At 63.2% G+C, this 19,077-nt stretch carries 17 protein-coding genes; 12 read left to right on the top strand and 5 right to left on the bottom strand.

Going from position 1 to position 19,077, the window contains the following annotated elements; genetic code table 11:
- Positions 1 to 36 precede the first annotated feature (36 nt).
- From LB516_RS26350 to LB516_RS26340, 3 genes are all read left to right on the top strand, one after another.
- Complete coding sequence (locus LB516_RS26350) at positions 37 to 1,287, top strand: Zn-dependent hydrolase (RefSeq protein ID WP_224720646.1); 1,251 nt, start codon at positions 37 to 39, stop codon at positions 1,285 to 1,287.
- A gap of 67 nt (positions 1,288 to 1,354) precedes the next feature.
- The gene (hydA, locus tag LB516_RS26345; RefSeq protein ID WP_224720645.1) at positions 1,355 to 2,806 is read left to right on the top strand and encodes a dihydropyrimidinase; all 1,452 of its coding nucleotides are present in this window, start codon (positions 1,355 to 1,357) and stop codon (positions 2,804 to 2,806) included.
- A complete protein-coding gene (locus LB516_RS26340) occupies positions 2,799 to 3,185 on the top strand; it encodes a hypothetical protein (RefSeq protein ID WP_224720644.1) in 387 nt (128 codons plus the stop codon). The genes hydA and LB516_RS26340 overlap by 8 nt, the downstream gene beginning before the upstream one ends.
- Positions 3,186 to 3,208: 23 nt before the next feature.
- On the opposite strand, the gene LB516_RS26335 is transcribed toward LB516_RS26340, so the two are convergent.
- Positions 3,209 to 3,613, bottom strand: a complete 405-nt coding sequence (locus LB516_RS26335) for a cupin domain-containing protein (RefSeq protein WP_015317160.1) — start codon at positions 3,611 to 3,613, stop codon at positions 3,209 to 3,211.
- 130 nt (positions 3,614 to 3,743) lie between these two features.
- On the opposite strand from LB516_RS26335, the gene LB516_RS26330 reads away from it, so the two are divergent.
- From LB516_RS26330 to LB516_RS26310, 5 genes are all read left to right on the top strand, one after another.
- Positions 3,744 to 4,535 carry an ABC transporter ATP-binding protein gene (locus tag LB516_RS26330; RefSeq protein ID WP_015317161.1) on the top strand — a complete coding sequence of 264 codons (792 nt, stop codon included), beginning with the start codon at positions 3,744 to 3,746 and terminating at the stop codon, positions 4,533 to 4,535.
- Between the two features lie 317 nt (positions 4,536 to 4,852).
- Positions 4,853 to 5,731 (top strand): ABC transporter permease, encoded by an 879-nt coding sequence (locus tag LB516_RS26325; protein WP_224720643.1) that lies wholly within the window; start codon positions 4,853 to 4,855, stop codon positions 5,729 to 5,731.
- The gene (locus LB516_RS26320) at positions 5,728 to 6,882 is read left to right on the top strand and encodes an ABC transporter permease (protein WP_224720642.1); all 1,155 of its coding nucleotides are present in this window, start codon (positions 5,728 to 5,730) and stop codon (positions 6,880 to 6,882) included. The genes LB516_RS26325 and LB516_RS26320 overlap by 4 nt, the downstream gene beginning before the upstream one ends.
- 39 nt (positions 6,883 to 6,921) lie before the next feature.
- On the top strand, positions 6,922 to 7,893 hold the full coding sequence (locus tag LB516_RS26315; protein ID WP_015317165.1) for an ABC transporter substrate-binding protein: 972 nt from the start codon (positions 6,922 to 6,924) through the stop codon (positions 7,891 to 7,893).
- Positions 7,894 to 8,081: 188 nt separating this feature from the next.
- Positions 8,082 to 8,525 carry a CHRD domain-containing protein gene (locus LB516_RS26310; protein ID WP_015317166.1) on the top strand — a complete coding sequence of 148 codons (444 nt, stop codon included), beginning with the start codon at positions 8,082 to 8,084 and terminating at the stop codon, positions 8,523 to 8,525.
- 64 nt (positions 8,526 to 8,589) lie between these two features.
- Here the strand turns inward: LB516_RS26310 and LB516_RS26305 are convergent, their stop codons facing one another.
- From LB516_RS26305 to LB516_RS26295, 3 genes are all read right to left on the bottom strand, one after another.
- Entirely contained in the window at positions 8,590 to 10,239 is a 1,650-nt protein-coding gene (locus LB516_RS26305; RefSeq protein ID WP_140615572.1) for a thiamine pyrophosphate-binding protein, read from the bottom strand.
- Entirely contained in the window at positions 10,236 to 11,411 is a 1,176-nt protein-coding gene (locus tag LB516_RS26300) for a CaiB/BaiF CoA transferase family protein (protein ID WP_224683936.1), read from the bottom strand. Before LB516_RS26300 ends, LB516_RS26305 begins: the two co-directional genes overlap by 4 nt.
- Before the next feature lie 99 nt (positions 11,412 to 11,510).
- On the bottom strand, positions 11,511 to 12,443 hold the full coding sequence (locus LB516_RS26295) for an alpha/beta fold hydrolase (RefSeq protein ID WP_140822287.1): 933 nt from the start codon (positions 12,441 to 12,443) through the stop codon (positions 11,511 to 11,513).
- A gap of 185 nt (positions 12,444 to 12,628) precedes the next feature.
- Between LB516_RS26295 and LB516_RS26290 the strand changes: the two genes are divergently transcribed.
- The gene (locus LB516_RS26290) at positions 12,629 to 13,636 is read left to right on the top strand and encodes a ribonuclease T2 family protein (RefSeq protein ID WP_224594746.1); all 1,008 of its coding nucleotides are present in this window, start codon (positions 12,629 to 12,631) and stop codon (positions 13,634 to 13,636) included.
- Positions 13,637 to 13,805: 169 nt separating this feature from the next.
- Here the strand turns inward: LB516_RS26290 and LB516_RS26285 are convergent, their stop codons facing one another.
- On the bottom strand, positions 13,806 to 15,092 hold the full coding sequence (locus LB516_RS26285) for a sensor domain-containing diguanylate cyclase (RefSeq protein WP_015317171.1): 1,287 nt from the start codon (positions 15,090 to 15,092) through the stop codon (positions 13,806 to 13,808).
- Positions 15,093 to 15,345: 253 nt separating this feature from the next.
- On the opposite strand from LB516_RS26285, the gene ettA reads away from it, so the two are divergent.
- From ettA to LB516_RS26270, 3 genes are all read left to right on the top strand, one after another.
- Positions 15,346 to 16,995, top strand: a complete 1,650-nt coding sequence (ettA, locus tag LB516_RS26280) for an energy-dependent translational throttle protein EttA (RefSeq protein ID WP_015317172.1) — start codon at positions 15,346 to 15,348, stop codon at positions 16,993 to 16,995.
- Between the two features lie 45 nt (positions 16,996 to 17,040).
- Positions 17,041 to 17,811: a trans-aconitate 2-methyltransferase gene (tam, locus tag LB516_RS26275; RefSeq protein ID WP_140714537.1), complete on the top strand. Its 771-nt coding sequence runs from the start codon at positions 17,041 to 17,043 to the stop codon at positions 17,809 to 17,811.
- A 139-nt stretch (positions 17,812 to 17,950) separates the two neighbouring features.
- A complete protein-coding gene (locus LB516_RS26270) occupies positions 17,951 to 19,072 on the top strand; it encodes a beta-ketoacyl-ACP synthase III (protein ID WP_224720641.1) in 1,122 nt (373 codons plus the stop codon).
- Positions 19,073 to 19,077: the final 5 nt, after the last annotated feature.

The raw sequence follows: 19,077 nt of genomic DNA, 5'->3' as shown, positions 1-19,077 counted from the left end.
GGGGAGGGGGACGCCCCGCAATTGATGAGGTTTTGAATGGCCGCACCCGGCGAGAATCTGCGAATCAATTCAGACCGTTTGTGGGATTCGCTGATGGAGATGGCGAAGATCGGCCCCGGCATCGCCGGCGGCAACAATCGCCAGACCGTGACCGACGAGGATGGCGAGGGCCGGCATCTGTTCAAGCGCTGGTGCGATGCCGCGGGGCTCGAAATGGGTGTCGACGAGATGGGCACCATGTTTGCCCGCCGCGAAGGCACCGACCCCAGCCTGCCGCCGGTCTATGTCGGCAGCCATCTCGATACGCAGCCGACCGGCGGCAAATATGACGGCGTTCTCGGCGTTCTTGGCGGCCTGGAGATCGTGCGCTCGCTCAACGATCTCGACATCAAGACGAAACATCCGATCGTCGTCACCAACTGGACCAACGAGGAGGGCGCGCGCTTCGCGCCGGCCATGATGGCGTCCGGTGTGTTCGCCGGCGTGCTCGACCAGGCCGACGTCTACGAGCACACGGACAAAAACGGCAAGAAATTCGGCGAGGAACTGGAGCGCATCGGCTGGAAGGGCACCGAGAAGGTCGGTGATCGCAAGATCCACGCCTTCTTCGAACTGCATATCGAACAGGGCCCGATCCTCGAGGACGAGGACATCGACATCGGTGTCGTCACCCATGGCCAGGGCCTGAAATGGCTGCAGGTGACGCTGACCGGCAAGGAGGCGCATACCGGCTCGACGCCGATGCCCAAGCGCCGCAATGCCGGGCTCGGCATGGCCCGAGTGATCGAATTGGTCCACGAGGTCGCCATGGACTATCAGCCCGACGCCGTTGGCGCGGTCGGCCACATGGAGGTCTACCCTAACTCGCGCAACATCATCGCCGGGCGCACCGTCTTCACCATCGACATACGCTCGCCGGAAAAGGAGGTGCTTGACGCCATGGATGGCCGCATCCGCGAAGGCATCGACACGATCTGCGACGCGCTCGACATCCAGTACAAGATCGAGCAGGTCGGCGCTTTCGATCCGGTCACCTTCGACAAGGGCTGCGTCAAGGCGATCCGCGACGCGGCCGAGCGGCTTGGCTATACGCATCGCAACATCGTCTCGGGTGCCGGCCACGACGCCTGCTGGATCAACCGCGTCGCGCCGACCGCCATGGTGATGTGCCCTTGCGTGGATGGGTTGAGCCACAATGAGGCGGAAGAGATCACCAAGGAATGGGCTGCGGCCGGTGCCGACGTTCTGTTCCATGCGGTGGTGGAGACGGCCGTTATAGTGGAGTGAACTTAGAGATTTACCTTCAAACGCCGCTCACCAAGAAGCGGGAAGAGAAGAACAAGGGAACAGCAAAATGACCAAAGTCATCAAGAACGGCACCGTCGTCACCGCCGACCGAACCTGGAAGGCCGACGTGCTGATGCAGCACGGCAGGATCGTCGCCATCGGCTCGAACCTGCATGGCGACCATGAGTACGACGCCACCGGCTGCTATGTGATGCCGGGCGGCATCGACCCGCACACCCATCTCGAAATGCCGTTCATGGGCACCTATTCGGCCGATGATTTCGAATCCGGCACGCGTGCGGCCTTGGCCGGCGGCACCACCATGGTGGTCGATTTCTGCCTGCCGGCGCCGCAGCAATCGCTGCTCGAAGCCCTGCAGATGTGGGACAACAAGACCTCGAGGGCCTCCTGCGATTATTCGTTCCACATGGCGATCACCTGGTGGGGCAAGCAGGTGTTCGACGAGATGGCCACCGTGGTCGACAAGGGCATCACCTCGTTCAAGCACTTCATGGCCTACAAGGGCGCGCTGATGGTCGACGACGACGAGATGTACGCGTCGTTCCAGCGCTGCGCCGAACTCGGCGCGCTGCCGCTGGTGCATGCCGAGAATGGCGACGTGGTCGCCGCCCTGTCGCAGAAGCTGCTTGCCGCCGGCAATAACGGCCCCGAGGGACATGCCTATTCGCGCCCGCCGGAAGTGGAGGGTGAGGCGACCAACCGCGCGATCATGATCGCCGACATGGCGGGCGTGCCGCTCTATGTCGTGCACGTCTCCTGCGAACAGAGCCACGAGGCGATCCGCCGGGCACGGCAGAAAGGCATGCGGGTGTTCGGCGAGCCGCTGATCCAGCACCTGACGCTGGACGAGAGCGAGTACTTCGACAAGGACTGGGACCATGCGGCGCGCCGCGTGATGAGCCCACCCTTCCGCAACAAACTGCACCAGGATTCGCTATGGGCCGGCCTGCAGGCCGGTTCGCTGCAAGTGGTGGCGACCGACCATTGCGCCTTCACCACCGACCAGAAGCGCTTCGGCGTCGGCAATTTCACCAAGATCCCCAACGGCACGGGTGGCCTTGAGGACCGGTTGCCGGTGCTGTGGACCAAAGGCGTCAATACCGGCCGGCTGACGATGAACGAGTTTGTCGCCGTGACCTCGACCAACATCGCCAAGATCCTCAACATGTATCCGAAGAAGGGCGCGATCGTCGAAGGCGCGGATGCCGACATCATCGTCTGGGACCCCCAGCGCAAGAAGAAGATTTCCGCCAAGAAGCAGCAATCCGTCATCGACTACAACGTCTTCGAAGGGGTCGAAGTGACCGGCCTGCCGCGCTTCGTGTTCTCGCGCGGCGAGCTGTCGGTCGAGGAGGCCGAGGTCAAGGCGAAGCCTGGCCATGGTGAGTTCGTCGGCCGCGAACCGAACGCGGCCGTCAATCGGGCGCTGTCGACCTGGAAGGAGATCACCGCGCCACGCAAGGTCGAGCGGACGGGCATTCCGGCGACGGGTGTTTGAGGTGAGGTGCGCGGGGCTCTATCTCACCGCCGTTGTTGTTCTGGCAGCCGGCTCCGCCTCGGCGGCTGGCATCGACCTGTCCAAGCCCTATGGCAATAAGTCCGGCTGCATCAACAAGAACGGCCAGAAGGTCTATGCCGAAGACATGCTGCTGCTGACCGACACCGATTTTATCACCGCGACCAGTGCCTGCGCCTTCACCGGCAAACACGGTGAGGCCGATGGTTCGCTGACGGTCAAGGCAGAGTGCGAAGCCGAAGGCGAGGAGGGAAAGTCGCCGGCCACCTTCACGATCAAGCACAGCGCCAAGAATGCCAAGAAATTGGTGATCGCCGACGAGGACGGCAGCGTCATGGGCGAAGTTGCCCGGTGCCGATGAGGGCGGAAGGCATTCCGTCAGCCTCAGGCGACGAGCGCGTCCAGTTCCGGCAGCAGGACGACGCTTTCCTGTTCGTTGGGATCGGTGCGGGCGATGACGGCCGAGGACGGCGCATTGCTCAGATTAGCCGGCAAATGCGGCACGCCTGCGGGAATGTAGAAGAGGTCGCCGGCCTTGACGACGATGTGATGCTCCAGCCGGTCGCCATACCAGGTATGGACCTCGCCGGAGAGCACGTAGATCGCCGTTTCATGGTTCTCGTGCAGATGCGCCTTGGCGCGGGCACCGGGCGGCATGGTGAGCACGTGCATGCAGATGCCGGAGGAGCCGACCGACTCGGTGGCGATGCCGGCGAAGTAGGTCAGGCCCTGCTTGCCTTCATAAGTGCTTTCAGGGCGGATAAGATGACAAGTCGGTTTAGGCGACATCGGGGAAACTCCGGGCGTCGACCGAGCGGGACAAACTCAGCAGGACTGGGGCCAATGGGACGGGTCGAGTGGAAAACAACATCACGATAAAAGCAATCGGTTTCGTGCGGCGGAAGGCAGGCAGCAACCGATGACGGGACCTTCGCCAGCCGTCGTTTCGGCAAGCAAACTGGGCCTCACCTTCCAGACCAATGACGGGCCGGTACAGGCGCTGTCCAATGTCGACCTGACCATCGGCAAGGGTGAGTTCGTCTCCTTCATCGGGCCTTCGGGTTGCGGCAAGACTACTTTGCTGCGCGTCATCGCCGATCTGGAAAAGCCCACTTCGGGGACGATCTCGGTCAATGGCATGACGCCGGAACAGGCGCGCGAGAGACGTGCCTACGGCTATGTCTTCCAGGCCGCCGCCCTGTTTCCCTGGCGCACCATCGAGCGCAATGTCGGGCTGCCGCTGGAAATCATGGGCCTGTCCAAGACCGAGCAGGCGGAGCGGATCAAGCGCACGCTCGACCTCGTCAACCTCAGTGGCTTCGAGAAGAAATACCCCTGGCAGCTTTCCGGCGGCATGCAGCAGCGCGCCTCGATCGCGCGTGCGCTGGCCTTCGATGCCGACCTGTTGCTGATGGACGAGCCGTTCGGCGCGCTGGATGAGATCGTGCGCGACCACCTCAACGAGCAATTGCTGCAACTATGGGGACGGACGAACAAGACCATCTGCTTCGTCACCCACTCCATTCCGGAAGCCGTCTACCTGTCGACGCGCATCGTCGTCATGTCGCCGCGCCCGGGCCGGGTCAGCGACATCATCGAATCGACGCTGCCGAAAGAGCGGCCGCTCGACATCCGCGAGACGCCGGAGTTTCTGGCGATCGCCGCGCGGGTGCGCGATGGGTTGAGGGCAGGGCATAGTTATGATGATTGAGGGGAGCGACAAGCGCGCGGTCCATCGCGACTTCGTCATCCTAGGGCGGAGCAAGGAGCGAAGCGACGCGGCGCAGACCCTAGGATCCATGCCGTTACCTCAACGTTCCGCAGCGGTGCAGACCGATGCACCTTACGCTGTGCGTTCGAAGGCGAACACTCTAGACCGCTTATACCCCCCGGCCAACGTCACGGAATGGATCCTAGGGTCTGCGCGACGCTTCGCGTTGCTCCGACCTAGGATGACGAAGGCGAAGGTGGTCGGCCTTCGCTTCGCTCCGGCCACCCTCTCCCCGGCGGAGAGAGGAGAAGGCGCCCATGGATAGCTTCCGCTCCAAGATCATCCCCGTAACCTCCATCCTTCTGGGCGTGATCGTGCTCTGGTACATCTTCGCCGTCATCCTCAACGCGCCCTTCCAGCGCGATCTCGACCGGCGTGCCAACGAGATCTCCACGTTCGGCGAACTCATCGGCAAGACGCTGTCGCAGCCCAAGCCGACGCTGCCGGCGCCGCATCAGGTGGCAGTGAATTTCTTCCAGAACACTTTTCTGCGGCCTATCACCTCGAACCGCAGTCTCGTCTACAACGCCTGGGTGACGCTGTCCTCGACGCTGCTCGGCTTCGCCTTCGGCACCGCACTCGGCATCGTCATCGCCGTCGGCATCGTCCATGTGGCGACGCTCGACCGCAGCCTGATGCCGTGGATCATCGCCTCGCAGACCATTCCGATCCTGGCGGTGGCGCCGATGATCATCGTCGTTCTGGCGGCGATCGGCATTACCGGACTGATCCCGAAGGCGATGATTTCGACCTATCTGTCGTTCTTCCCGGTGACGGTCGGCATGGTGAAGGGCCTGCGCTCGCCCGAGATCATGCATCTCGACCTGATGCACACCTACAATGCCAGCCGCGCGCAGACCTTCTGGAAACTGCGTGTGCCGGCCTCGGTGCCGTTCCTGTTCACCTCGATGAAGGTCGCGGTGGCGGCAAGCCTAGTAGGCGCCATCGTGGGCGAACTGCCGACAGGCGCGGTCGCCGGCATCGGCGCCAAGCTGTTGGCGGGCGCCTATTACAGCCAGTCCATCGACATCTGGTCGGCGCTGGTCGCCGGCTCCATCGTGGCGGCACTGCTGGTGATGGTGGTTGGCATCGCCGGGCGCGTCGTCGACCGCGCCATGGGCGGGAGGCCGGCATGAACTGGCTGAAACCTTCCTGGCAGGCCGTGCTGGCGATCGTGCTGTGCCTGATCGCGATTGCGCTCGGCGCCATGTCGAAGCCGGAAGCGGCAGCGCTTGCCGATCCGACGGCCAGTATCGGCTACCCCTATCTCGGAATGAAGGGCTTGATGCTTGGCGTGGCCGTGCTGGCGGCGCTGATCTCCATGCTCAGGATTACGCCCCTGGCGGAGGCCGTGGTGCTCTTCATAGGGGCCCATCTCGTCGCCTGGCTGCTGATTTCGGGCATTGCAGGTTTCGAAGGGACGGCGCTGGCGCCGTATTTTCTTCTGCTCGCGGCTGCCTGGCTGCTTGGCTGGCGTTGTGTGGCGGTGCTTTCGGGATTGCGGCCGAAGGCAGGATGGGTCCGGACCGCACTGCGTCTGGTCATCCCCGCTTTCTTCGGCGCCTGGATCCTGATCATCTGGGAAGCCGTCACACGCGGCGCCGGCATTCCTTTCATCCTGCTGCCGCCGCCGAGCGCCATCGGTGCGCGCATCGTCAGCTCGCTGCCGGTGCTCGGCGCCGATGTCCGGCAAACCATCTTCAAGGCGGTGCTCTTCGGTTATGTGGTGGGCAGCGGCGCTGGCTTCATCACCGCTGTTCTCGCCGACCGCGTACCGTTTCTGCGGCGTGGACTTCTGCCGATCGGCAATATGGTCTCGGCGCTGCCGATCATCGGCGTGGCGCCGATCATGGTCATGTGGTTCGGCTTCGACTGGCAATCCAAGGCGGCGGTGGTCATCATCATGACCTTCTTCCCGATGCTGGTGAATACGGTCGCCGGGCTCGCCGCGTCCGGCCATATGGAGCGCGACCTGATGCGCACCTATGCGTCGGGCTACTGGCCGACGCTCGTCAAGCTCAGGCTGCCGGCCGCCGCTCCCTTCATCTTCAACGCGCTGAAGATCAATTCGACGCTGGCGCTGATTGGCGCCATCGTCGCCGAGTTCTTCGGCACACCCGTTGTCGGCATGGGCTTCCGCATTTCGACCGAGGTCGGGCGGATGAACATCGACATGGTCTGGGCCGAAATCGCAGTTGCAGCACTTGCGGGTTCGGTCTTTTATGGCGTGGTCGCCCTTGTCGAAAGGGCCGTCACGTTTTGGCATCCCTCTGTCCGTGGTGGATAGGGGCGGTGGGTTTGGGCACTAACTTCAGAGGGTAAAAAAATGAAAAGACTTATTATTCCAGTTCTGGCCGGCGCGATGTCGCTGGCCGCGTTCCAGGCGATGGCCGCCGACAAGGTGACCTTGCAGCTGAAATGGGTCACGCAGGCGCAATTTGCCGGCTACTATGTCGCCAAGGCCAAGGGTTTCTATGAAGCCGAAGGCCTCGACGTCGACATCAAGCCAGGCGGCCCCGACATCGCCCCCGAGCAAGTGATCGCCGGCGGCGGTGCCGACGTCATCGTCGACTGGATGGGCGGCGCGCTCGCCGCGCGCGAAAAGGGCGTGCCGCTGGTCAACATCGCCCAGCCGTTCAAGAAGGCCGGCATGGAGCTGGTCTGCCCGAAGGACGGCCCGATCAAGACCGAAGCCGACTTCAAGGGCCACACGCTCGGTGTCTGGTTCTTCGGCAACGAATATCCGTTCTACGCGTGGATGAACAAGCTTGGCCTCAAGACGGAGGGCGGCCCCGATGGCGTCACCGTGCTGAAGCAGAGCTTTGACGTGCAGCCGCTGATCCAGAAGCAGGCCGATTGCATCTCGGTCATGACCTACAATGAGTACTGGCAGCTGATCGACGCCGGCTATAAGCCCGAACAGCTGACCGTGTTCAACTACTCGGCCATGGGCAACGACCTGCTTGAGGACGGCCTCTATGCCTCGGAAGACAAGCTCAAGGATCCGGCCTTCGAGGACAAGATGGTGCGGTTCGTGCGCGCCTCGATGAAGGGCTGGAAATACGCGGTCGACAACAATGACGAAGCCGCAAGCATCGTCATGGACGGCGGCGGCCAGGACGAGAACCACCAGAAGCGGATGATGAGCGAAGTCGCCAAGCTGATCGACAATGCCGACGGCAAGCTCGACCCGGCGACCTACGAACGCACCGCCAAGGCGCTGCTCGACCAGAAGATCATCACCAAGGAGCCGAAAGGCGCCTATACCACCGCCATCACCGACAAGGCGGTCAAGTAGGCCTCGCAGGCGCGATCAACAGCGCCTGAGACCGGGTCTGACTATCAAAGGGGCGGGCGACCGCCCCTTTTCCATGCGCTCCAATCACAAGACCGTGTGCGGGGATACATTGCGCCGTCCAGCCGTTGCATTGAAGCATGCGCGCGTCGGGGAGCCGCGACGCACGCTTTGTCGATCGGAGGTCCTTCATGCGCGCTCACTCATTCCTGCCAGCGCTATCGGCGCTCGCCATTTCCACCGCTTTCCTGTTCGCATCACCGGCCATGGCCGAGATGGTAAAATACAAGGCGACCCTCGATGGCGGCCAGCAGAGCCCAGCCGTCACCACGAAGGGCAAGGGGACGGCCACTCTCACCTTCGACACCACCAAGAAGAAGCTCAGCTGGAACGTGAAGTATTCCGGCCTCAGCGGCCCGGCGACAGCGGCGCACATTCACGGCCCGGCGGCGGCGGGCGAGAATGCGCCTCCGGTGATCCCGTTCAAAGGCAAGCTCAAGAGCCCGATCAAGGGGTCGGCGACGCTGACCGATGCGCAGGCCGCTGACCTGGAGGCCGGCAAGTATTACGTCAATGTGCACACGGCGGCCAACAAGGACGGCGAGATTCGCGGCCAGATCGAAAAGGCGATGTAGAGCCCGAAGCGCGGCTAACGCTTGAAGCCTGGCGGGACAGCGCCGCCCTCTGTTCTGCCGGCCCTTAAGCCCTGTCGCGTATCTGCGTCATCGTCCGGGTCGGGGTGATCGCTTCGGGATCGAGCCTGATCTCGACGATCGCCGGTTTGCCGCTGGTTCGCGCGCGCTCGAAGGCAGGCGCGAAATCAGCTGTCTTCTCCACCGTCTCGCCATGGCCGCCATAGGCGCGGGCAAGTGCTGCAAAATCAGGGTTCTTCAGATCGGTGCCGACGACGCGGCCGGGATATTCGCGTTCCTGGTGCATGCGGATGGTGCCGTAAATACCGTTATTGACGAGAATGACGACGATCGGCAGGTCGTACTGCACGGCGGTGGCGAATTCCTGGCCGTTCATCAGGAAGCAGCCGTCGCCGGCGAAGGCGACCACTGTGCGCTCCGGATAAAGCGCCTTGGCGGCGACCGCCGCCGGCGTGCCGTAGCCCATCGAGCCCGACGTCGGCGCTCCTTGCGTGGCGAAGCGGCGGAAGCGATGGAAGCGGTGTACCCAGGTTGCGTAATTTCCGGCGCCATTGGTGAGGATGGCATCGTCCGGCAGCACTTTTTCCAGGTAGTTCATGATAGGTCCCATCTGGACCGGGCCGGGACCGTTTTCAGGCGGAGTCGACCAGTCGAGATAGGCGGTATGCAGCTTGGCTGTTTCGGCCGCCCATGATGGCGTTCCGGCCGGCATGCGCTTGGTGAAAGCCTCGACGAAAGCCGCTGGCGAAGCATTGATCGCTAGGGTCGGACGGTAGACGCGGCCGAGTTCGCCGGCATCGGCATGGACATGCACCAGAGCTTGGTCGGGATAGGGGCTCTTCAGCAGCGTGTAGTCGGAAGAGGGCATCTCGCCCATGCGCCCGCCGATCAAGAGAACGACGTCGGCCTGCTTGATAGCCGTTGCCAGCTTCGGATTGATGCCGATGCCGACATCGCCGGCATAGTTTGGATGAAGATGGTCGAACAGCATCTGGCGGCGGAAGGAACAGCCGACAGGAAGCGACCAGGCCTCGGCGATCTCATGCATCCGCGCCACCGCGTCCGCGTTCCAGCGTGTGCCGCCAAGAATGACGAAGGGACGCTTCGCGCCGGCAAGCAGCATTTCCAGTGCGTCGAGTTCGGCCTCGCCGGGATAGGTTTCGACCGGCGTGTGCGGAAGTGCTTCCGGCGCGTCGACGACGCTGGTCAGCATATCCTCAGGCAGCGATATGACGACCGGACCGGGGCGGCCCGACGTCGCCACGGCAAAGGCGCGCGTGACGAATTCGGGGATGCGCGAGGCGTCGTCGATCTCGACCACCCATTTGGCGATGTCGCCGAAGAACCTGACATAGTCCACTTCCTGGAACGCCTCGCGCTCCTTGGCGTGGCTGGCGACCTGGCCGATGAACAGGATGAGAGGAACCGAATCCTGCATGGCGATGTGGATGCCGGCCGAAGCGTTGGTGGCGCCGGGTCCGCGGGTGACGAAGCAGATGCCGGGCTTGCCGGTCAGCCGGCCCTGGCAGTCGGCCATCATGGCAGCGCCGCCTTCCTGGCGGCAGACGATGGTGCGGATCGAGGAATCATGCAGCGCGTCAAGCACCGCAAGGTAGGATTCGCCCGGCACGCAGAACATACGGTCGGTGCCATTGGCTTCGAGGGCGTCGACGATCAGTTGTCCACCGGTCTTCATTTCCCAGACTTCTCCAGTTCGGCAAGGATTTCGTCAGTGTGCTCGCCAAGGCGCGGCGAGGGGCGTTCATAAGTAAGCGGTGTGCCCGACATCACCATCGGCGCGCGCACCGATGGCAGGCGGTTGCCATGGCCGTCGTCGAGGTCGAGCCGCATGCCGCGGGCAATGGTCTGCGGGTCGTCGAACATCTGGCCGATCGTGTTGATCGGGCTTGCCGGCACGCTGGCGGCTTCGAGCTTCGCCAGCAGCGGATCGCGATCAAAAATCTTCAGTGCATCGATGATGCGTGCGCGAAGTTCCACGCGATTGGCGACGCGGGCCGGATTGGTGGTGAAATCGGGATTGGCCGGCAAATCGCCCAGCCCGACCGCGGCGCAGAACTTGGCGAACTGGCCGTCATTGCCGACAGCCAGGATGATGTGGCCGTCCCTGACTGGAAGCACTTCGTAAGGGGCGATGTTCATATGGGCATTGCCCATCTGGACCGGGGACTTGCCGGAAACGAGATAATTGAGGTTCTGGTTGCCGAGCGCCGAGATCTGCGTGTCGAACAGCGCCATGTCGATGTGCTGGCCTTCGCCGGTCTGTTCGGCGTGGCGAAGTGCTGCCTGGATGGCGATGACCGAATAGAGGCCGGTGAAGATATCCGAGATGGCGACGCCGGCTTTCTGCGGCTCGCGGCCGGGCTCGCCGGTGATCGACATCATGCCGGCCATGGCCTGGATAATGAAATCGTAGCCCGCGCGAGGCGCATAAGGCCCATTCTGACCGAAACCGGTGATCGAGCAGTAGACGAGGCGAGGGTTGATTTCCTTCAGGCTGCCATGGTCGAGCCCGTATTTCTTCAGGCCGCCGAGCTTGAAGTTCTCGATCAGCACATCCGCCGTCGCGACCAGCCGGCGCACCGTCTCGGCGCCTTCGGGCGTCGAGAAGTCGATGGCGATGGAGCGCTTGCCGCGATTGCAGGAATGGTAATAGGCGGCCGACAGGTTCTCGCCGTCGTGGCTCATGACGAAGGGCGGACCCCATTTGCGGGTGTCGTCGCCACCGTCGGGGCTCTCGACCTTGATGACATCGGCGCCGAGATCGGCAAGCAACTGCCCGGCCCAGGGCCCGGCAAGAATGCGGGCGAGTTCGACGACGCGGACGCCTTTCAGCGGGGGTTCGGCCATAAATCACCGTGGTTGCTGCAATCATCCTGATCGCTGCGAAAGCAGAGCCTCTATCAAGCCCGGCGGCGGCTGTCACGGTTCTTGCGATGGGCCAAACCGTCAGGCTTTCAGGACAGCGTCCGCCCAGTTGGCGAAATCGTCCATGACGATGTCCCGGTTCACCTCGTTCAGGCTCTCGTGGCGGGTGTCGGCGTAAACCTTCGAAACCAGATTAGAAAAGCCCATCTTGCGCATGAGGTTCGCGAGATGGGTGATGCCCCTGCCGTAGTCGGAAGCCGGGTCTTTCTCACCGCCAACGATGGCGACGGGAAGGTCGCGCCGGATACCGGCAAAGCCTGCATCCTTGCCGCCATTCAGCGCCATTGCGACCACATCGCGCCACATCGATATGGAGGCATCCCAGCCGCAGAGCGGATCGGCGATGTATTTCGCGACTTCCGCCTCGTCGCGCGAAAGCCAGTCGAACAAGGTGCGATGGTCGGGGACCGCCTTGCCCCAGGCTTGGAAGGTGAGTTTCGGCAGCAGGCGCGACGGGACATCGGAGCCCAGCCGCATCCGTTCCCAGGCCAGGATGCCGAGCGCCACCTGGCCGAGCAGGCCTTGCGAGAAATTGCCGTTCCAGATGGCGGCGGCATGGATCCGATTCGAGTGCCGTAACAAGTAGTTCAGCGCCACGGACGCGCCCATCGAGTGGCCGAAAAGGATTACCGGCAGGTCAGGCTGCTCGCGGGCGATAAGATCGCGGATGGCGTCGACATCGGCGATCACCTTGGCCGGGCCGTCCTTGTCGGCGAATCTGCCGAGCGGCGCGTCGGGCGCCCTGGTCGTCCCATGGCCACGGTGATCATGGACATAGACATGGAAACCCCGAGCGGCCAGGAAACCGGCGAAGCGGTCGTAGCGCCCGGCATGCTCGGCCAGGCCATGATTGATCTGGACCACCGCACGCGGAGAGCTGTCGGCCTGCCGGACGAACAGATTGAGGTCGGCGCCGGTCGGCGAGCGGACCACGCGCTGCTGGCTGAATGGCATGCCGGCTGGCCTCCCCCTGGTTCCGCCCTTGCAATGTCCAACGTGTGCGCCGGCGCCAGATTTGCGTCAATCGGGCCTGCCGGCTTTTCCGCGACGATCTTTCTTGCCACGGGCCCGCAAAATATCGCAATTCTGACATGGAGACAGCTTCAGTCTGTCGCCCACTTTCCAGCAGGGGATTCTCCATGCGCATTGCTGTTGTTTTCGGATTGGCCTTGCTGGCGGGGTCGCTGGCAGGCGCGGCGCATGCCGACGTCAAGATGAGCGGCACCTTCGTGGCCGACGCTGCCTGTCCCGCGACGCAGGCGATCAAGAACGCCAAGAACCCCGGCAATGTCTCGACCGATGCGGGCAAGACCTATCAATTGCTGGCCGGCAACAAGGACGCTCCGAGCCACTACCTCATCCTGGTGCCGGGCGCCGATCCCGAGCGCCGTTGGGTGAAGGTCAGCTGCGGCCATCTGTCGGGCAGCAGTGCGGTGACCGCGCCGGCGGCACCGGGCGGGCAAGGCAAGCCGGCGGTCTCGGGAAAACCCGAATATGTCTTCGCGCTGAGCTGGCAGCCGGCCTTCTGCGAGACCAAGTCGAACAAGACCGAATGCAAGGCGCAGAACCCTGGCGAATTCGATGCCACCAATTTCACGCTGCACGGCCTGTGGCCGCAGCCGAACGGCAATTTCTATTGCCAGGCTTCGGCCAGCGACAAGGCCAATGACAATCCGGCTCACTGGCAGGACCTGCCACCGGTCAACCTCGATGCCGAGACCCGCGCCGAGCTCGACAAGGTGATGCCGGGCACCGCCTCGAAGCTGGAACGGCATGAATGGATCAAGCACGGCACCTGCTATGGCAAAAGCCAGCAGGAGTATTTTTCCGACGCCCTTCATTTGATGCGTGAGGTCAACAGCTCGCCCGTGCGCGACCTCTTCGCCAAAAATATCGGCGGCAAGCTGACCGCGGACCAGATCCGCAGCGCCTTCGACCAGTCCTTCGGCGCGGGAGCAGGGGACCGGGTGCGTGTGTCCTGCCTTATCGATCCGTCGAGCGGCCGGCGGCTGATCGGCGAACTGACGCTTGGCCTTGCCGGCCCGATCGGTCCGAACAGCTCGCTCAAGGATCTGCTGCTGGCCTCCGTGCCGACCAACAAGGCCGGTTGCCCGACCGGCACGGTCGACGCGATCGGGTTCCAGTAACGCAAGGGCACGGATTTAGGCAGCCAGCCGGGCTTTCGCTTGCCGTGCCTGCTGTTATGTTGGCATGGCGGTGTTCATTCAGCGGGGGTTGCATGAGTGGCATGACGAGCAGCGCGCCGGCACGGCAGGGGAAATCGTAGCGACAAGGTTGGGTCTGGACTGACTTTGGCTAGATCTGCGCGGACCTGGTCCAGGCGATATCGGCGTCGGCTTCATGCCCGCCGGGTTCGCCGACGACGCGGTCGCGTCCGGTCGATTTCGCCTTGTAAAGGCGCTGGTCGGCGAGCGCGAACAGGTCGGCCAGGCACTGCGTCGTTTCGCTGACGGTGGAAACGCCGGCGCTGACGGTCAATTCGAACCGGCTGGTGGCGGCCGATGCTTTGAGCGCGGTGCGGACGCTTTCGCCAAAGAGCCTTGCGACGGAGTGTGGGCGCGAACTCAGGATCGCGAATTCCTCGCCGCCGATCCGGAACACCTGGTCCTCGGCGCCTGCCGCCTCGCAAAGTACGGTTGCGACCGCCTTCAGCACCTTGTCGCCTTCGGCATGGCCGAAACGATCGTTGATCGACTTGAAGTGGTCGACGTCGACGATGAGCAGGCTGAGCGGCCTCGCCGTGCGCAGGCTGGACTGGACGGCGGCCTCGCCATCGGCATCGAAGCGTCCCCTGTGCAGCAGTCCGGTCAGGCCATCGCGGCCGACATGTTCGACCAGCGCCTCGTAGCGTTCGCGATAGGTCAAGGTCTCGAAGATGTCGGTCAGCCCACGCGGCATCTGGACATCCCGGACCTCGAACCATTTGAGATAGGCGACCAGCATGGCGCTGAAGGTCAGTGCCGCCGCCATCTTGGCGAACCAGCCGCCGAAGAAGACCGCGATCGGCGCGCCGGCAACGAAATGCAGCGCGGTGAAGAACCCCGCCTGATCGAAAGTCAGCACGCAGGCGACGCAAATCAGGATGCGTGCGAACCGCGCCTTGCGCAGGACGCGTCCAAGTTTCTCATAAAGCAGGATGATCAGGATGGCATCGACGAACAGCAGCGTCGTGCCCCAAACCATCAGCCAGCCCATCTCGTCGATAAAGCCGATGTCGGGGAGCCGGCCATCTGGAAGCGGAGCGATGGCGTGCAGGCGCAGGAGCAGAACCAGACCGATCATCAGCGCATTGCCGAGCAGCAGGCCATAGATCGGCTGGCGCACGGTGGCGGCATCCTCCTTCATGTAGAGCAGAAGGAGCATCACCAGCTTGCCCGAAAACAGCACCGCCGAGCCCGGCGAGACCATGCCAAACGGCAGCGCGACGTAGAAGACGCTGGCGAGATAGGTTTCCAGGAAATGCATGACGCCGAGTGCGCAGATGAAGACGCCCAGGCCGATGCGCTTGCGGAAGCGGAAAAGCGTCACCATGACGCTGAAGTAGACAATCGCTTCGGCAAGGAGCAGGAAACTGTTCAGCAATGCCGTCGATCCGCTCTCTTTTCGAAATCGCGGCCAGCCAGCGATTCCACTCCGGTCCTGTTTTGACGTGGAAGGGTTAACCGGAGATTTCCGCGCGCCATCGACCGGTTGAAAACCTGGCTGTCGGTGCACACTTGTCCGTGTGGTTGGCCTGATATGGCAAAAGCGATTGCCGTTCGGCGCCGCATCGCCTACATAGCGGCCAACCTCCATTCAATTCGACAAATCCAGTCATTTTTCAGGGAAAGCGCGCGTGGCACGCCAGTTCATCTATCACATGGCCGGCCTCAACAAGGCCTATGGCACCAAGAAGGTGCTCGAGAACGTTCATCTGTCCTTCTACCCGGACGCCAAGATCGGCATCCTGGGCCCAAACGGCGCCGGCAAGTCGACGATCCTCAAGATCATGGCCGGCATCGACAAGGACTGGAGCGGTGAGGCGTGGCTCGCCGAAGGCGCCACTGTCGGCTACCTGGCGCAGGAGCCGGCGCTCGATCCGGACAAGACCGTGTTCGAAAACATCATGGAAGGTGTCGCGGCCAAGACCGCCATCATCGAGCGTTACAACGAATTGATGATGAACTATTCCGACGAGACGGCCGACGAATCGGCCAAGCTCCAGGACGAGATGGACCGGCTGAACCTGTGGGATCTCGAACAGCAGGTCGAGATGGCAATGGAAGCGCTGGGCTGCCCGCCAAAGGATGCCAACGTCACCAAGCTGTCGGGTGGCGAGCGCCGCCGCGTCGCGCTCTGCCAGTTGCTGCTGCGCCAGCCTGATCTTCTGCTGCTCGACGAACCGACCAACCACCTCGATGCCGAGACGACGGCATGGCTGGAAAAGCATCTGCGCGCCTATCCGGGCGCCGTGATGATCATCACCCACGACCGCTACTTCCTCGACAATGTCACCGGCTGGATTCTCGAACTCGATCGCGGACGCGGCATTCCTTATGAGGGGAATTACACCAAGTATCTCGAAGCCAAGGCCAAGCGCCTCAAGCAGGAAGGCCGCGAGGACGACGCCCGCCAACGCGCCATCGGCCGCGAGCGCGAGTGGATCCAGTCGAGCCCGAAGGCTCGCCAGACCAAGTCCAAGGCGCGTATCCAGGCGTTCCAGGATCTGCTCGATGCAGCTGATAAGCGGCGGCCGACGGATACGCAGATCGTCATCCCGCATGGCGAGCGGCTCGGCAACGTGGTCATCGAGGTCGAGGGCCTGTCGAAAGGCTTCGGCGACACGCTGTTGATCGAAGGCCTCGAATTCAAGCTGCCGCCGGGTGGCATTGTCGGCGTCATCGGCCCGAACGGCGCCGGCAAGACGACATTGTTCCGCATGATCACCGGCCAGGAAAAGCCGGATGCGGGTTCTGTCCGCGTCGGCGAGACGGTCAAGCTCGGCTATGTCGACCAGAGCCGCGACGCGCTCGATCCGTCAAAGACCGTGTGGGAAGAAATCTCGGGCGGCGCCGAAGTGGTCAAGCTCGGCAAGTTCGAGGCCAACACCCGCGCTTATTGCGCGTCCTTCAACTTCCGCGGCGGCGACCAGCAGCAGAAGGTCGGCAACCTCTCCGGTGGTCAGCGCAACCGCGTGCACCTGGCCAAGATGCTGAAGACCGGCGGCAATGTTCTGCTGCTCGACGAACCGACCAACGATCTCGATACGGAAACGCTGGCGGCACTCGAAGACGCGCTGGAAAATTTCGGCGGCTGCGCGGTCATCATCTCGCACGATCGCATGTTCCTCGACCGTCTGGCGACGCACATCCTCGCCTTCGAGGGCGACAGCCACGTCGAATGGTTCGAGGGCAATTTCGAGGATTACGAGCAGGACAAGATCCGCCGGCTCGGGCCTGAAGCCGTCAACCCGCACCGCATGACCTACAAGAGGCTGACGCGGTAAGGGGGCACCGGGCGGCGAATTCTCAAGCTGACATGAGGAGCCCGGATGGCTGATTGGTCCGCCGCCCAGTATCTGAAATTCGAGGACGAGCGCACGCGGCCCGCGCGCGACTTGGCGGCACAGGTTCCGGTCGACTTTCCGCGCCGGGTTGTCGATATCGGCTGCGGGCCGGGCAATTCGACCGAACTTCTGGTCGAGCGCTGGCCGGATGCGCAAGTGAGCGGCTTCGACACGTCTCCCGACATGATCGAGAAGGCGAGGGCGCGGCTGCCCAATGTCAGCTTCGACCTCGCCGATGCGTCGACATGGCATTCGGTCGAGCCGGTCAACGTGATCTTCGCCAACGCCGTCTTCCAGTGGCTGCCGGAGCATCCGGCGGTGTTCCAGCGCCTGATGGGTTTTCTGGCCCCCGGCGGCGCGCTAGCCGTCCAGATGCCCGACAATATGGCCGAGGATTCGCATCGCCTGATGCGGGAGACCGCCGCCGAAGCGCCTTTCGCGGCAAAGATCAGGGATGCGGCCCGTGCGCCGCTGCCGCCGGTGTCGTTCTACTACGACCTGCTGTCGCCGCTCTCGGCTCGGCTCGACATCTGGCACACCATCTACAACCATCCGCTGGCCGATGCCGAGGCGATCGTCGAGTGGGTGAAGTCGACAGGGCTGAAGCCCTTCCTCGATCCGCTGGACGCGGATGAGCGCAAGCTGTTCCTCGACAGCTACACGGCCAAGATCGCCAAGGCCTATCCGAAGACCGCCGATGGCAAGGTGCTGCTGCGTTTCCCCCGCATTTTCATCGTCGCCAAGGGGGCGGGATAGGCTGGCGAAAAACCTTGGTTTAAGCCGGCCTAAACCTTGGTTTAAGCCGGCGTAAACCGGCCGAGTGAGAAAAGTGTTGCGCCGAAACGTTTCGGCGCCCACATCAAGCCGCAACGCCCGCGGATGGACGGACTTAAACATGCATCGCGTCATCATCAGCGGCATCGGCGCTGAAATTCCCAAGCCTGTAATCACGAATGAGGAACTGGTCGCCAGCTTCAATGCCTGGGTCGACACCGAGAACGCGCGGCGCCAGGATACCGGCGAGACGCTGCTGCAGAAATCCGATGCCGACTTCATCGTTCATGCTTCAGGTGTGAAGTCCCGCCACGTGGTCGAGCGTGAAGGCATTCTCGACCCGACCCGCATGGCGCCGCGCATTCCGGCGCGTCCGGACGACGCGCTCTCGCTGCAGGCGGAATTCGGCATCGCTTCGGCTCAGAAGGCGATCGAGCACGCCGGGGTCGATGCGTCGGATGTCGATCTGGTGATCTGCTCGTCCTCGCATCAGCAGAGGCCATATCCGGCGATCGCCATCGAAATGCAGGAGGCGCTGGGCACGAGGGGCGCGGGTTTCGACATGGGGCTTGGCTGTTCATCGGCCGCGGCTGCGCTGCACATGGCGGTCAATCTGGTGCGCTCGGGCGCGCACAAGCGCATCCTGGTGACGACGCCGGAAATCATCACCGGCCATCTCAATTTCCGCGACCGGCAGACGCATTTCATCTTCGGGGACGCTTCGGTGTCGATGGTGGTGGAGGGGCTTGCCCAGGGTGAGAGGCGGCCGGGCCGCTTCGAGGTGCTGGACACGCGAATCTGGACGCAGATGTCGAACAACATCCGCACCAATCTCGGCTATCATACCCGCACCGCTCAGGACGATCCCTACAGGATCGACCTGGAAGGCAACCTCATCAAGCAGGTCGGCAACAAGGTGTTCAAGGAAGTCACCGTCGCCGGGCACAAATTCATCGTCGAATTCCTCGCCGAACACGGGCTGACGCCGCAGGCGGTGCGGCGCTTCTGGCTGCACCAGGCCAATGCGCGCATGAATGCGATGATCCTGAAACTGGCGTTCGGCCACGACGTCGGCCATGACCGCGCGCCGATGGTGCTGGAGCGGCTCGGCAACACGGCGGGCGCGGGAGCCATCATCGCGCTGTCGGAGAACCATGCCGACATGAAACCGGGCGATCACGGCCTGATCTGCGCCTTCGGTGCGGGATATTCGATCGGTGGCGCGCTGCTGAGAATGCTCTGAGGTGA

The sequence above is a fragment of the Mesorhizobium sp. CO1-1-7 genome, from assembly GCF_020164885.1.
GTDB classification, from domain to species: Bacteria; Pseudomonadota; Alphaproteobacteria; order Rhizobiales; family Rhizobiaceae; genus Mesorhizobium; species Mesorhizobium australicum.
Note: the sequence above shows the minus strand (reverse complement) of the source record. Positions and strands in the feature narration are given on the sequence as shown.

What these genes read in the sequence shown, in the direction of transcription:
- LB516_RS26305 (WP_140615572.1), bottom strand. Translation starts at nt 10,239, where the DNA reads ATGAAGACCGGTGGACAACTGATCGTCGACGCCCTCGAAGCCAATGGC.
- LB516_RS26290 (WP_224594746.1), top strand. Translation starts at nt 12,629, where the DNA reads ATGCGCATTGCTGTTGTTTTCGGATTGGCCTTGCTGGCGGGGTCGCTG.
- tam (WP_140714537.1), top strand. Translation starts at nt 17,041, where the DNA reads ATGGCTGATTGGTCCGCCGCCCAGTATCTGAAATTCGAGGACGAGCGC.
- LB516_RS26295 (WP_140822287.1), bottom strand. Translation starts at nt 12,443, where the DNA reads ATGCCATTCAGCCAGCAGCGCGTGGTCCGCTCGCCGACCGGCGCCGAC.
- LB516_RS26330 (WP_015317161.1), top strand. Translation starts at nt 3,744, where the DNA reads ATGACGGGACCTTCGCCAGCCGTCGTTTCGGCAAGCAAACTGGGCCTC.
- LB516_RS26310 (WP_015317166.1), top strand. Translation starts at nt 8,082, where the DNA reads ATGCGCGCTCACTCATTCCTGCCAGCGCTATCGGCGCTCGCCATTTCC.
- LB516_RS26325 (WP_224720643.1), top strand. Translation starts at nt 4,853, where the DNA reads ATGGATAGCTTCCGCTCCAAGATCATCCCCGTAACCTCCATCCTTCTG.
- hydA (WP_224720645.1), top strand. Translation starts at nt 1,355, where the DNA reads ATGACCAAAGTCATCAAGAACGGCACCGTCGTCACCGCCGACCGAACC.
- LB516_RS26315 (WP_015317165.1), top strand. Translation starts at nt 6,922, where the DNA reads ATGAAAAGACTTATTATTCCAGTTCTGGCCGGCGCGATGTCGCTGGCC.
- LB516_RS26350 (WP_224720646.1), top strand. Translation starts at nt 37, where the DNA reads ATGGCCGCACCCGGCGAGAATCTGCGAATCAATTCAGACCGTTTGTGG.
- LB516_RS26300 (WP_224683936.1), bottom strand. Translation starts at nt 11,411, where the DNA reads ATGGCCGAACCCCCGCTGAAAGGCGTCCGCGTCGTCGAACTCGCCCGC.
- LB516_RS26270 (WP_224720641.1), top strand. Translation starts at nt 17,951, where the DNA reads ATGCATCGCGTCATCATCAGCGGCATCGGCGCTGAAATTCCCAAGCCT.
- LB516_RS26335 (WP_015317160.1), bottom strand. Translation starts at nt 3,613, where the DNA reads ATGTCGCCTAAACCGACTTGTCATCTTATCCGCCCTGAAAGCACTTAT.
- LB516_RS26320 (WP_224720642.1), top strand. Translation starts at nt 5,728, where the DNA reads ATGAACTGGCTGAAACCTTCCTGGCAGGCCGTGCTGGCGATCGTGCTG.